This is a genomic window from Pseudarthrobacter sp. NPDC058362 (assembly GCF_042723515.1).
In the GTDB taxonomy this organism is placed as follows: Bacteria; Actinomycetota; Actinomycetes; order Actinomycetales; family Micrococcaceae; genus Arthrobacter.
This window is the reverse complement of record NZ_JBHXIW010000001.1, coordinates 205,318-218,614: the sequence shown is the minus strand read 5'-3', so window position 1 is coordinate 218,614 and position 13,297 is coordinate 205,318. Positions and strand designations below refer to the sequence as shown.

Here is a 13,297-nt window from a genome sequence, read left to right as displayed (position 1 = left end):
AGGCGAGCTGCAGGATCTGGGTTCAGGCGAGTTTGGTTGCCTGGTAGGTGTGGCCGGCCGCACGGAGTCGCTCTATGAGCACATTGCCCAGGGCAGTAGCCGGTGTCAGTGACCCTTTGGCGGTCGGCAGCCGGTCACCATCGAGGGCAAGAGCGAGTGCAGTCTCCCCTGCCATCACGGCGGTGGCGGCATAGCCGGGATCACCGGGGCCAGCGGCAATCGCCTGGTAACGCTGGCCGTTCTCGGTGCAGGCGGTCACCTGGGAGTGGAACCAGCCCGCCCGCTGCATGCGGGTGCTCGGACCGGCACCTGGTGCCGGAAGACAGCGGTCGAGCACCCGGCGGCTGGGCGGGAAAGCCATCGCGCCCGTGAATGCCCGGAGCCCGACTGCCATCGCCCTGGCGATGACCGCTCCTGCGGGTCCGGGGGCTACCCCCATCACCTCGCCGTACTGAAGGGAGCGGCCGTAGGTCCAATCCTGCAAGGCGTTGCTGCGGCGCACTATCCGGGTGTTGAGCGGGGCCATGATGAAAGGCGCGGTCCAAGTGCCGTCAGCGGAACGGCGCACGGGGCCGGCGTCAGGAGGCTGTGGTGTCGTCGGCTCCCGGGTGCGGTCTGGACTCAGGGCGTAGGGGTCCGCGGCTAGGGACCTCAGGGCGGTGCTCGATCGCATCGCGTCGAGCTGCCCGCGCATCGATTCGAGCGTGCCTCCGCTGATGCCAGCCTTGGCCTTGGCAACGAGTTGGACCTCGGCTAAACCGCCGGCACCATCGGCCTCTGCAGCCTGATAAAGCAGCAGTACGGCGAGGTCGGACGGGACGGAGTCGTAGCCGCAGGAGTGCACGATCCTGGCCCCGTTCATCCGGGCTAAAACGTCGTAGCGATCGATCGCTTCCCGGATGAAGGACACCTCACCCGCGAGGTCGGCGTAGTGGGTACCGGCCCGTGCACAGGCCTCGACGACGGGCAGACCGTGCTTCGCGTATGGACCGACGGTGGTGAGCAGCACCCGTGTGTTCGCCGCCAGGGCGGCGATTGAGTCCGCATCCTCCGAGTCGGCTTCGATGAGGGCCCATCCGTGCGCCCCGACCGGCAACTGCGACCGAACCGCCTCGAGTCTGGACTTGGACCGTCCCGCGAGTCCGACACGTATGACAGCCGGTGCATGCTCGGCGAGATAGGCGGCAATCAGGCGGCCAACGAAACCCGTCGCTCCGTAGAGCACGAGTTCATGTTCCCGGGATGAGGTGTCCATGACTGCAGATTAGTCCGTCCCGGCGTTCTGGCTTCTACGCGCCCTTCGGGGCACGGCGGCGGCTGAAGCCGGTGTCCGGCGCAGGTGAAAGCGTCGGCGGAGGCACCGGCGGGGACGCCGCCAAGATGCAATCCGCCCGCGGCAAAGACCGGGTTCAGCTCACCCCATGAAGTTCCGTGGCGTCAGGCGCGGGTTCTGCGCTTAAGCCAGCCCCACACGGCGGTGGCCACGAACAGGATCAGGCCGATGAACGCCAGCCACAGGAGGCCTTCCAGCACGAAGCCGAGGACGGAGAGGATCAGCCAGATAATGAGCAAAGTGATGATGATTCCCATAGGGGAAGCCTAGGCCCTCTCCCGGTGCCGCGGGCGTACCGACTCACACCTTGAAATACTTCGCCTCCGGGTGGTGGAACACGAACGCGTCGGTGGACTGCTCGGGGTGCAGCATCAGCTCATCACTCAAAACAACGCCCATCCGCTCCGGCTTCAGCAGCTCCGTCACCTTGCGGCGGTCCTCCATGTCCGGGCACGCGGGGTAGCCGAGCGAGAACCGCGCACCGCGGTAGTCGAGCTTGAAATACCCTGCCGTGTCCTTGGGCTCCTCGGCGGCAAAGCCCAGTTCCTTCCGGATGCGGGCATGCCAGAACTCGGCCAGTGCCTCGGTGAGCTGCATGACCAGGCCGTTGAGCTCGTAGTAGTCGCGGTACTGGTTCGCCGCGAACATCTTGGAGGTAAACTCTTCAATCTTCGAGCCGGCGGTGACCAGCTGTACCGGCAGCACGTCGATCTGCCCCGATTCGCGCGACTTCACGAAGTCGGCCAGGCACAGGTGCCGGTCGCGGCGCTGGCGCGGGAAGTCGAAGCGCAGCCGGTCGGTGCCGATCGGGCCGCCTGAACCGCCGTCGGGGGCGAGCAGGCCCGCGGGGCCGAGGACGCCGTCGCGGTCTTCACCGTGGTGCAGCACCACCACCTGCTCCCCTTCTGAGACCACGGGGAAGTATCCGTAGGCGACGGAGGCGTCGAGCATGCCCTCGGCCAGGATGCGGTCCAGCCAGTAGCGCAGGCGAGGCCGGCCCTCGCGTTCCACCAGTTCCTCGTAGGAGGCGCCGTCCTCGCCGCGGCCGGGCTTGAGGCCCCACTGGCCCATGAAGGTGGCGCGCTCATCGAGGAACGCCGAGTAGTCGTGGAGCGATACGCCGCGCACAATGCGCGTGCCCCAGAACGGCGGGGCGGGCACGGGGTTATCAAGTGCGACGTCGGACCGGCCGGGCATGGCCTCCGGCTCGGTCACCGTGAATTTGGCGCCGCCCTTGTGGATGCGCTTCTTCAGCGGCGGCAGGCCGACGTCATCCGGCGACTCGCCGCGGGCCACGCGCACCAGCGGTTCCATGAGGGCAAGGCCCTCGAAGGCGTCCTTGGCGTACCGGACCACGCCGTCGAACTGTTCCGCCAGGTCCTGCTCCACGTAGGCGCGGGTCAGGGCGGCGCCGCCCAGGATCACCGGCCACTTCTTGGCCATGCCGCGGGACTGCAGCTCGGCTAGGTTTTCCTTCATCACCACGGTGGACTTCACCAGCAGCCCGGACATGCCGATCACGTCCGCGTTGTGTTCCTCGGCCGCGGCGATGATCTCGGCGATGCCCTGCTTGATGCCGATGTTGACTACCTTGTAGCCGTTGTTGGTGAGGATGATGTCCACCAGGTTCTTGCCGATGTCGTGCACGTCGCCGCGCACGGTGGCGATCACCATGGTGCCCTTGCCGGAGGAGTCGGACTTTTCCATGTGCGGTTCCAGCAGGGCGACGGCGTTCTTCATCACCTCGGCGGACTGCAGCACGAACGGCAGCTGCATTTCGCCGGCGCCGAAGCGTTCGCCCACCACCTTCATGCCCTCGAGCAGGTGGTCGTTGATGATGCCGAGCGGGGTCATGCCCTCGCTGCGGGCCAGGTCCAGGTCCGCCTCGAGGCCCTTGCCTTCGCCGTCGATGATGCGCCGTTCCAGGCGTGCGCCAGTGGGCAGCGCCGCGAGTTCGGCGGCGCGCTGGTCCTTGAGGGCCGCGGTGTCGACGCCGGCGAACATGTCGAGCACGATGGCGAGGGGATCGTAGGTGGTGTTGCCGTCGGCGTCGTACTCGCGGCGGTCCCAGACCAGGTCCAGGGCCGCCTTGCGCTGGTCCTCCGGGATCGACGCGAGCGGAACGATCTTGGCGGCGTCGATGATGCCGCTGGTCAGGCCCGCTTCGGTGGCCTCGTGGAGGAAGACGGAGTTCAGGACGATACGCGCGGCCGGGTTCAGGCCGAAGGAGACGTTGGAGACGCCGAGGGTGGTGTTGATGCCGGGGTACTTGGCGGTGATCTGGCGGATGGCCTCGATGGTTTCGATGCCGTCCCGGCGGGTTTCCTCCTGGCCGGTGGCGACGGGGAAGGTCAGGGCGTCGACGATGATGTCTTCGACGCGCATGCCCCATTCGCCCACCAGGGCGTCGACGAGGCGGGAGGCGATGGCCACCTTGCCGTCGGTGGTGCGGGCCTGGCCCTGTTCGTCGATGGTCAGGGCGATGACGGCGGTGCCATGTTCCTTGACCAGCGGCATGATGCGGGCGAAACGGCTGTTGGGGCCGTCGCCGTCCTCGTAGTTGACGGAGTTGACCACCGGGCGGCCGCCGATGAGTTCCAGGCCTGCCTGCAGGACCGGCGGTTCGGTGGAGTCGATGACCAGCGGGAGGGTGGAGGCCGACGCGAAACGGGAGACGATCTCCTTGACGTCCTCGACGCCGTCGCGCCCCACGTAGTCCACGCAGACGTCCAGCAGGTGCGCGCCGACGCGGATCTGTTCGCGGGCGATGTCCACGCAGTCGTCCCAGCGCTCTTCGAGCATGGCCTGGCGGAAGGCCTTGGAGCCGTTGGCGTTGGTGCGCTCACCGATGGCCAGGTAGGCGGATTCCTGGTCGAAGTTCACGTGCTGGTAGAGGGAGGCGATGCCGGCTTCGCGCTCAGTGGGGACTCGGGCGGGTGCTGTGTTGTCCGCTTTCGTCTCGCGGGTCCGGAAAGGCGCAAGGCGTTGGACGACGGCGGCCATGTGCTCCGGCGTCGTACCGCAGCAGCCGCCCACCAGGCCCAGGCCGAACTCGCGGACGAACTGCTCGTGCGCGGTGGCGAGCTCGGTGGGTGAGAGCGGGTAGTGCGCGCCGTTGGCGCCGAGGACGGGCAGGCCGGCGTTGGGCATGCAGGCGATGGCGACGGAGGACTGCTTGGAGAGGTGGCGGAGGTGCTCGCTCATCTCGTCCGGGCCGGTGGCGCAGTTCAGGCCGATGGCGTCGACGCCGAGCGGCTCGAGGGCGGTGAGCGCGGCGCCGATTTCGGAGCCCATCAGCATGGTTCCGGTGGTTTCGACTGTCACCTCGACGAAGATGGGGAGGCGGACGCCGCGGGAGACGATGGCCTGCTTGCAGCCGTTGACCGCGGCTTTGGTTTGCAGGAGGTCCTGGCTGGTTTCGATGAGGAACGCGTCCGCGCCGCCGTCGATGAGGCCCTCGGCCTGCAGGGCGAAGGTCTGCTTGAGGTAGTCGTAGCTGGTGTGGCCGAGGCTGGGGAGCTTGGTGCCCGGGCCCATGGAGCCGAGGACCCAGCGCATCCGCCCGTCTGTTGCTTCGGCGGCTTCGGCGCGTTCGCGGGCGATCTTGGCGCCCTTTCTGGCAAGTTCTTCGATCCGGTCATCGATGCCGTAGTCGGAGAGGTTGGACCAGTTGGCGCCGAAGGTGTTGGTTTCCACGGCGTCGATGCCGGTGGCGAAGTAGGCGTCGTGGATGTCGGCGATGACGTCCGGCCGGGTGTCGTTGAGGATCTCGTTGCAGCCCTCCAGTCCCTGGAAGTCTGTTTCGAGGGTGAGGTCCCGGCCCTGCAGCATGGTGCCCATGGCGCCGTCGGCAATAACCACGCTGTGGTTCACGGCGTCCAGGAGTTCCTGCGCGCGGGCAGGGCGGGGCACGGATTCGATGTCGAGCGCAAAACGGGGCATTTATTCAGGGTACGGGCGGGGGCTTGCAGGGCGGCGCTGTATGTCTGAGTGCTACGACGGCGGGCGGCCGGGCTCGCGGGCGTGACCGGGCCGGACTGGAGCGTCGTTGCCGTGGGCCGCGGACGCCGCAAGGTCCGGTCCGGTCACGCCGCGGCTCCGAATCCGTAGTAGATATCAGCAACGGAAGGCGGACATTGGGCGTTCGGCAGGAGTCCGCGGCGTGGGCGGCCACGCTGCGGCGGCACACCATTCCAACAGAGCTCGGCCCCTGTATCGTTCGTGTCCAGCAGGGCTTCGGAAACGGGTCTCCAACGACCGCCGCACCGGAGGTGTACTTGCACGGCGCCGCAGGATCCTGGACCAGCTTCCGGCCGCTGCTTTCCGAAGCATCGCCCCGTGATCGTGTCCTCATTGATCTACCGGGCTGGGGCGAATCCACGGGGGAAAGCCCGGCTGGAACACCTCAGCATCGAGGCGATGGGGCACGCCGTAACCGACGTCCTGAACTCGCTCAACTACACCCGGTGGAACCTCGTGGGCCACTCCATGGGAGGCTTCCTGGCTCTGCATATTGCCGCGGCATGGCCGGAGCAGACTGCCAGCGCCGCGGCCATTTCGCCCACGACGTTCGCCGTGTCTGAGGCCGCCCGCGAGCCACTGCGCAGCCTCCCCCGGTTCCCGGCATTTGTGGGCATGATGCTGATCATGCGCACGCTGGCGGCTCTGGGTCCAGCAGCGCCGGCACTGGTCGGCGCGGTCGGCGCCACACCCCTGATGAAACTGCTGATGGCGCCCTTCTTCGCAGATCCCCGGGGCATCTCCGCCGGGGTGATCCGCAGGCTCGGGCATGACGTCCGTCCGGCCGGTTTCTCCGCGGCTGCCAGGGCAGTGGCGCACTACGACTTTGACCGCTGGCGCGGCATCCGCTGCGCCGTGCTGGCGACGCGCGGGGAAAGCGACGTGTTCACACCGTCATCCGACCTGGACCGGCTGGCCGCCACAGCACCCGCCACAGCACCGGTTGTCCGGGCTGTGGCGATCCAGCATTGCGGCCACTTCGCCAACCTCGAGCAGCCGGAAAAGGTGCTCCGGCTGCTTTATGACCTGTGGTCAGAGTGACCGGGCAAGCGGCCAATCCAGGAAGGTTCAACTACGCGGTCTCCTAGAGGATGTCGCGCAGCACCTGGGGGTAGTTGGTGATAACCCCGTCAACGCCCCAGTTGATGGCGCGGCGCATGTCCTGGCCGCCGTTCACGGTCCAGGTGTAGGTCTTCAGTCGGTAACGGTGGATCATTTCCACGGTGCCCTGAGTCATGTTGCCGAGGGCCGGGTTGGCGGCCTCTGCCCAGGTGGCGGCATCGGCGAGCTGCGCCTCGGTTGGCGCGCCGCCGAAGAGCAGGCCCACCGGTACGTCCACCGCGAGCGTGTCGAAGGCGCGCAGCCACAGATGGTTGAAGGACTGCATCATCAGCCGGCCGTGCCGCTGGGCGTAAATGAATTCGGGAAGGGCCCGCAGTTCCCGGTCAACATCGGACTCGATGCCCGGGTAGAGCTCGGGTGACTTGACCTCCAGCAGCATGCCGGCCTTTTGGCCCACTGCCTGCGCCCATTCTGCGAGGGTCGGCACCCGCTGACCGGCGAACTCGGGCGCGAACCATGAGCCGGCGTCGAGCTGCTTGATCTCGGCGAGGGTGAAGTCGCGGACGTTCCACGGCGCCCGGTCGGGGAAGACCTGCTCGACGTCGGTGGTGCGGGCCAGCGTGAGGTCGTGAACGACTACCAGGGCGCCGTCGGCGGTGCGCTGGATATCGTTCTCCACCACGTCTGAGCCGTGCTTCAGTGCGAGCTCCACGGAGGCGATGGTGTTCTCCGGGGCTGCCCCGCTCGAACCCCTGTGGGCGATGACCTGGACGCTTGAAGCACCCTTGTCCGGGAACGTGCTCTGGGCGGCCTGCGCGGCCGGTGCGATTAGCCCACTGAGGGTGGCGATAACGGCCAATCCCGTGACAATGCCTAGCCCGCGTTCTTTACGGCGCATGAATAGCCTCTTTCTGTTTCCAAACCGGCCTGTGCAGGTTTCTCCACCTACGCTCTCGAAACCCTGTGGACTCAAATCGAACCGCCCATGACCGGCAGATGAACTGTGCCGCACAGCTGCCGCGTTCAGCGTTGTCTTGACGTTGGCAGCGCTGAGCGGACGACGGCGGGACCTCCCACCGTCGTCCGCTTTCGTTTGTCAGACGTCGGTCAGGGCGGGGCTTCCGGGGATGTCGGGGTGCGCGTCCGCCTGGCACCGGACCGCGGCGCCGATTTCGGAGCCCATGAGCATCGTGCCGGTGGTCTCGACGGTTACCTCGACGAAGATGGGGAGGCGGACGCCGCGGGAGACGATGGCCTGTTTACAGCCGTTGACCGCGGCTTTGGTCTGCAGGAGGTCCTGGCTGGTTTCGATGAGGAACGCGTCCGCGCCGCCGTCGATGAGGCCCTCGGCCTGCAGGGCGAAGGTCTGCTTGAGGTAGTCGTAGCTGGTGTGGCCGAGGCTGGGGAGCTTGGTGCCCGGGCCCATGGAGCCGAGGACCCAGCGCATCCGGCCGTCTGTTGCTTCCGCGGCTCCGGCGCGTTCGCGGGCGATCCTGGCGCCCTTTCGCGCCAGTTCCTCGATGCGGTCATCGATGCCGTAGTCGGAGAGGTTGGAGCAGTTAGCGCCCAACGTGTTGGTTTCCACGGCGTCGATGCCAGTGCGAAGTACGCGTCGTGGATGTCCGCGATGACGTCCGGCCGGGTGTCGTTGAGGATCTCGTTGCAGCCTTCGAGTCCCTGGAAGTCTGTTTCGAGCGTGAGGTCCCGTCCCTGCAGCATGGTGCCCATGGCGCCGTCGGCAATGACCACACTGTGGTTCACCGCGTCCAGGAGTTCCTGCGCGCGGGCAGGACGGGGAACGGACTCGATATCAAGCGCGAAACGGGGCATCTAAACAGGTTACGGGCGGGGCCTGCGCTGCGCTGTGTGTCCATGTACTACGACGGCGGGTGGGCGCCTTGCTTGGGCCTTCGTGGCCGACGTCGTCCAAGTGCGAGTGCGACCCTAGTCGTGCCCACGCAGCCAAGGCATGAAGGCCGCAGATCCAGGGAACTGCTCCGCAGGCAACTTGAGCTAGTGGGCGCGAGAAAGACCAATGCGAATATTGCGCGGAGCATCGCGCAACGTACCGCCGCGTTACTCAAAGCGAGTGAGTCCAACTGACAAACAGTATATTTACGACATGCCTATAGCGCCCGTGGAACTACTGACAGCCGAAATTTTTCCTGCGACGGCAAGCAACCAAGGTGAGCTCTACATTCGCATAGACGACTGGGAAGCCCCGGTCACGTACTTTGTGGGGCGCAATGGCAGCGGAAAGTCCAAGGCAGCCAAACTGATCGCCCAGAAGGATACAAGTAGTCTCTATCTCTCCACGGATCGCCTGCTAGGGGTAATGTCCGTTAATTCAACCCCGACGGGGGCGACAATAAACGAAGCGAGGGGGGTCGCCCTCGACGACAGGAATGCAAGCCACTATGAGCAGCAATCCCGGTTACACGGAATGGCAACCGAGCAAATGCTTGTCTTGCGCAAACAGCCTGACGTCGCCCTCAGAGTCGCCGCATTCTTGAGACGTGCTTTGGGGCGTGTCATCGAGCTACGAGAAACGTCCGGGTACTTAGACCCGTTCGTACGGGTTGGCAACGTCGAGTACTCTCTTTTTCGAGATGAGGGGCATGGACTCCGCGAACTCATAGTCCTGCTCACGGCGGTTTATAGAAGCGACTGGCAACTTCTAGTAGTTGATGAGCCCGAGCTACACCTTCATCCCTCCATGGCCCGACTGTGGGTTTCTGAGCTTATGCGCGAATGTGAAGCCAGTGGGCGCCGTGCCCTGATCGTGACGCACGAGCCTTCTGTTTTGGCGCCGTCGAACGCTTCAGAGCTGTCTTCAATTTGGTTCTTCGACGTGAACAGAAGACCATCGAAAATATCCTCACACTTCGAAGAAGCGCAGGCAACACGAGTAACCGCAGGGCTAACGGTCAACAACCGTCTGATCAGTCAGTTGGTATTTGCACCACGTCCGGTATTGGTCGAAGGACCCCATGATGTACGCGCATTGAGTACCGCGCTGGCTCGCACCAAAGACCCTGCGGTCGTCGCACAGACCGAATTTGTCCCATGTGGATCAAGCAACGCCGTCGCGCTCTGGTTTGCGATCAGTAGAAGCTTGGGTCTCGATGTGCGGGCCGTAGCCGACCTGGATGCAATTTTCTCGAGTGACGTGCAGAAAACAATCGACCGAAGCGCGGAGCTGCAAAGAAGATATCGCGATGAACTATATGCCGATCCCCCTGCCACCCACACTGCTCTCAGACCGTTGATAGAGGCAGCCGACCGCGCATCGGTGAAGAAGGATGAACGAAGCCGGGCGAGATGGCTTGCCGACCTTGATCCCGCGGGAAGCGCGCCAATGAGCCGCCGTGACAAGATACTGGAGGTGTGGAGAGCTGAAGGTCTATGGCTCCATCCTCAAGGAACACTGGAAGATGTCCTGGGGATAGAAAAGGGAAAGGCAGAACCCGATATTGCCGCGGCTGTAGTTGGGGAAATCGACGCCGTCAGCGACTGGTGCGCGTTCGAGCTAGATCCCCGTGGCGAAGTCGAGCACCTGTTGGGTGCGGCGGTCGAGCGAATAGCAAATGCAATAAACCACGCACAAGGGATAGACCCTCTGGCCAGTTTTAACCGTCCTGTAGGCACCACGTCCTCGATAGATGAAAAGCTCGTCGATATTCAACCCTTGTCGGAGGGCCGCTATCGGTTGACGGTGAAGTTGCCAGTGGACTTCGCCGGATATTGGATGGACTTTGACCGTGCCACGTCCTCCAATGAGATGCGCCTACGTTCACCCCAGCAGCCAAAGACAGATGAGATGAGTGACGCGTTAGTGAATATTTAATCGCAACGGTACTTATCAGCCACCGAACCATGGGTCAAAAATCTTGAAGCTGACAGGCAATCAGTGGTGGCTCTAGTCTTTAGACGAAAATATTTGAAGCGCCAGGCCCAACTTTACAGTTAGCGATTTTTAGAGCTTATCAACACATCTCGTTAGGATAAGCTTCTCGACATGACAGCTGAAATATCGCTTCTTGATGCCGACGTCGTCTCCGCGTTTCCGGAGTACAAAATTACGACACCGCGCCTCGGTGAAGGTAGCTTCAAAGCTGCTTTTTTAGCGTCGGCTGGCGAAGAAACCTTCGTGCTTAAAATTCTTCTGGGGAGTGGCGATTCGGGACCAGGTGAAGAAGTCGTGCTGGATCAGCGGTTTATTCGCGAAATACAAGTTATGGCTGAACTCGATTCCCCCCGCATCGTCAAACTACACACGCCAGTCAGCACACGTCTGATAGGCAGTTCCGTCAAAATATGGTACGGAGAGCCGCACTATTCGGGTGGCTCTTTGGACGCCGTCATGGCCAACCGAAAGCTGTCCAAACGTGAGACGACGAATCTCGCTTTCCATCTACTCGAGGGACTCCACTCTTTGGAGTCCGCAGGCATTGTGCATCGCGATATCAAGCCCGGCAATATCTGTCAAACCGGCGAAGGCGGGTTTGTACTTCTGGATCTCGGAATAGCGCAGGTCCTGTCGTTGGACCCGCTGACACAAACGGGCGCCGTCTCTCCCAAGACGAACCCCTACGCGGCACCGGAACAATTCATGGCCCGCGGTCAAACGTCCATAGATGCCCGCACAGACCTCTTTGCGGCTGGGATCGTTCTATTCGAGGCTGTCACGGGGCGACATCCATTCTTGGAATCCGCGACTATGTCCTTTGATACTTACTTCCGCCGCCTCACTAACCATCAACCTGGGCAGCTTGCAGCCTATGGCTGCGATTCAGCCCTGCAAACGGTCATAGACCGGTGCTTGGCAGGTCGCCAAAATCGGCGGTTTAGAAACGTTGCTCATGCACTAAACCATCTGAAAGAACTGGAGTCCGCGCTGTGACGTTCGTCGTGCAACATGGTTACGGGAAATCCGACAAGATCGACGTCGTAGCGGATCTCGCCTCAGTCTCCTCTGTCGTCCTCAGCCCTACTGACGAGGAGCCCGGAACTATGGAGCTTACGGTAGCGAGGCTGAAAGCCCGTGGCATCCGCCCTCTCCTCGATCCCCAAACATACCTTTACACTGCCGGAGTGGACCTCGGCGGCCGATGCCACGCAGAGCATGGCCTAAATTTCTCCCCTATTCGCTGGTCGCAGTCACCTCGTGACGTTGAAAGTGTGATCGCGTCCGTCGGATTGGCCAATAGCGAAGTGGGAATCGACGCCATCATCGCGCCGTCCGTCCTCCAATCGTCGTTTGACGATATCTGGACTCCTTTGGGAGTCCAGTACGCGCGCGCTGCAGCCGAAGCATGGCCGGGCAGAGAGGTCTACGCCTCTGCTGTGTTCGAAGAAATGGCCTTCGGCGGTTGGGAGCAGATTAACGATTGGTTGGACGAGATCACGACGATTGACCTGACAGGATTCTATTTACTAACCAATCACCGAACCGCAGCAGCTTATCCGGCCATCGGTTGGGATGCCGATCGCCTTGCGAACACCATGCGCATGATCTATACGCTCACGGAGATTAATGATTATGAACTCCTTTGGGGCTACTCAGACATCGAGGGTCTGCTGGGTATCGCGGCTGGCGCCACCGGCAGCGCAACAGGTTGGCACAATTCCCTCCGTCGTTTTAGTGTTGATAAATGGCGCCCTAAATCCGGCGGCGCCCAACCGATTCCCCGGAGATTCGTGAATTCACTCCTCAGCCCCCTTCGTCTCGACGGAGAGCTGAGCGCTATTCCGACGGTGGGCGCGGGTGCACTCCCATCTGGATCTGGGGCCGACCTGCATTTCCAGAACTACATTGACGATCCGGAAAGTTGGAAGCGGGGGATCGCGCAGAAACACCACATGGTTAGCGTTGCTGGCCTCGTCACCGAACTTGCCACGCTCAGCGTTCCGCTTCGGCTCGACACCGTACAAAGTTGGATTAGTTCGAGCCTCCAGCTGTTCGAGACGCTTTCCAAACAAAATCTTGTATTTGAACGTTCCTATGTAAATAAACTTCGCGTACTAGCGCGCGCCGTAGAAACATTCAGGGAAGCTGAGGGCATCTAGGTGGTTCGGGTCTGACGCGCGGCTAACTCGAGGAGCCATAGAGCGTTGCCAGGGCGTAGCTCGCTCTTACCAGCCGAGACGCACCACGCGGGGCGACTTCTAGTGAGCCCGATAAAGCCAAGATCGTACGTGTCAAGGTAGGGTTCAACGCGATTCAATAAAACACCGTCCGGAAGCATGATCGCCGCACGGTGGGCCAAGTGCCTGAAACGGCTAGCCTGTCTTATAGCTTGTTTCCAGTCCTTCATCTTCGCCTCAACTGCAAGCGAATCGAAGACCGATTTTGAGTACCGCCGCACCTCAGCCTCAGTCCACACTCCTCCGGCATTCTTCAGCGAATTTCCGCCCAGTGGCGCCGAGGAGGATGCCCCGGCTACGAGTGCTCGAGCGTGTGTCAACGTTTCAACCCGAAGTCCGGAACTCAGATAGGCCTTCAGAGTCGTCATGGATACGACTACGACAAGAACATCCGGACGCCCCCGTCCGATGGACGCCTCCGGAATAACGACCGCACTCCGTCCAGGCCCTGGCGGGAGAAGTCGCTCGGAAGACAGCCTGAGCGCGTCGGTCAGAGCTACCTCATGGATGGCTTGACCTACGGTTCGTATGGTCGAAGGAGTCAACCGACTGTCGGCTTCGTGCGGAGACATGCCGTCCGTATATCCTCACTCGTTCCGATGCCCTTACGTGGAGATGGCGATTATCCATCATACGGCGTTCGCGAGGCGGCGATAGCAGTTCTTCGAGTTCATTGGGGCCTCAGTGTCTCTCTATCCAGTAGGCCCTAGGCAGTAGATGGCCGCCAAAAGTACA

General features: G+C 62.9%; 8 protein-coding genes and 1 pseudogene. 4 read left to right on the top strand and 5 right to left on the bottom strand.

Translation table 11 applies throughout. The annotated features are described in order from the left end of the window. Positions 1-22: 22 nt before the first annotated feature. The 3 genes from ACFWIX_RS00960 to metH all read right to left on the bottom strand — a co-directional run bounded on the left by ACFWIX_RS00960 (position 23) and on the right by metH (position 5,275). Positions 23-1,255 (bottom strand): saccharopine dehydrogenase family protein, encoded by a 1,233-nt coding sequence (locus ACFWIX_RS00960; protein WP_377214239.1) that lies wholly within the window; start codon positions 1,253-1,255, stop codon positions 23-25. Positions 1,256-1,437: 182 nt separating this feature from the next. Then, complete coding sequence (locus ACFWIX_RS00955; RefSeq protein ID WP_377214238.1) at positions 1,438-1,590, bottom strand: hypothetical protein; 153 nt, start codon at positions 1,588-1,590, stop codon at positions 1,438-1,440. A gap of 43 nt (positions 1,591-1,633) precedes the next feature. Then, positions 1,634-5,275, bottom strand: a complete 3,642-nt coding sequence (metH, locus tag ACFWIX_RS00950; RefSeq protein ID WP_377214237.1) for a methionine synthase — start codon at positions 5,273-5,275, stop codon at positions 1,634-1,636. A 396-nt stretch (positions 5,276-5,671) separates the two neighbouring features. Here metH and ACFWIX_RS00945 point away from each other — a divergent pair, with 396 nt between their 5' ends. Continuing rightward, complete coding sequence (locus tag ACFWIX_RS00945; RefSeq protein ID WP_377214236.1) at positions 5,672-6,394, top strand: alpha/beta fold hydrolase; 723 nt, start codon at positions 5,672-5,674, stop codon at positions 6,392-6,394. A gap of 43 nt (positions 6,395-6,437) precedes the next feature. Here the strand turns inward: ACFWIX_RS00945 and ACFWIX_RS00940 are convergent, their stop codons facing one another. Together ACFWIX_RS00940 and ACFWIX_RS00935 are read right to left on the bottom strand one after the other, a co-directional pair. Beyond that, a complete protein-coding gene (locus ACFWIX_RS00940) occupies positions 6,438-7,313 on the bottom strand; it encodes a glycerophosphodiester phosphodiesterase (RefSeq protein ID WP_377214235.1) in 876 nt (291 codons plus the stop codon). Positions 7,314-7,571: 258 nt separating this feature from the next. Continuing rightward, positions 7,572-8,245: pseudogene (locus ACFWIX_RS00935) on the bottom strand (homocysteine S-methyltransferase family protein); the annotation flags it as partial. A 259-nt stretch (positions 8,246-8,504) separates the two neighbouring features. On the opposite strand from ACFWIX_RS00935, the gene ACFWIX_RS00930 reads away from it, so the two are divergent. The 3 genes from ACFWIX_RS00930 to ACFWIX_RS00920 all read left to right on the top strand — a co-directional run bounded on the left by ACFWIX_RS00930 (position 8,505) and on the right by ACFWIX_RS00920 (position 12,484). Then, complete coding sequence (locus ACFWIX_RS00930; protein ID WP_377214234.1) at positions 8,505-10,262, top strand: ATP-dependent endonuclease; 1,758 nt, start codon at positions 8,505-8,507, stop codon at positions 10,260-10,262. Between the two features lie 171 nt (positions 10,263-10,433). Then, positions 10,434-11,318, top strand: coding sequence for a serine/threonine-protein kinase (locus ACFWIX_RS00925; RefSeq protein WP_377214233.1), 885 nt, complete (start codon positions 10,434-10,436; stop codon positions 11,316-11,318). Further along, positions 11,315-12,484, top strand: coding sequence for a hypothetical protein (locus ACFWIX_RS00920; RefSeq protein ID WP_377214232.1), 1,170 nt, complete (start codon positions 11,315-11,317; stop codon positions 12,482-12,484). Before ACFWIX_RS00925 ends, ACFWIX_RS00920 begins: the two co-directional genes overlap by 4 nt. The last annotated feature ends 813 nt before the right edge of the window (positions 12,485-13,297 follow it).

Bases quoted from the DNA above. Each gene is read 5' to 3' on its own strand.
- ACFWIX_RS00960 (WP_377214239.1), bottom strand. From the start codon at position 1,255: ATGGACACCTCATCCCGGGAACATGAACTCGTGCTCTACGGAGCGACG.
- ACFWIX_RS00955 (WP_377214238.1), bottom strand. From the start codon at position 1,590: ATGGGAATCATCATCACTTTGCTCATTATCTGGCTGATCCTCTCCGTC.
- metH (WP_377214237.1), bottom strand. From the start codon at position 5,275: ATGCCCCGTTTTGCGCTCGACATCGAATCCGTGCCCCGCCCTGCCCGC.
- ACFWIX_RS00940 (WP_377214235.1), bottom strand. From the start codon at position 7,313: ATGCGCCGTAAAGAACGCGGGCTAGGCATTGTCACGGGATTGGCCGTT.
- ACFWIX_RS00925 (WP_377214233.1), top strand. From the start codon at position 10,434: ATGACAGCTGAAATATCGCTTCTTGATGCCGACGTCGTCTCCGCGTTT.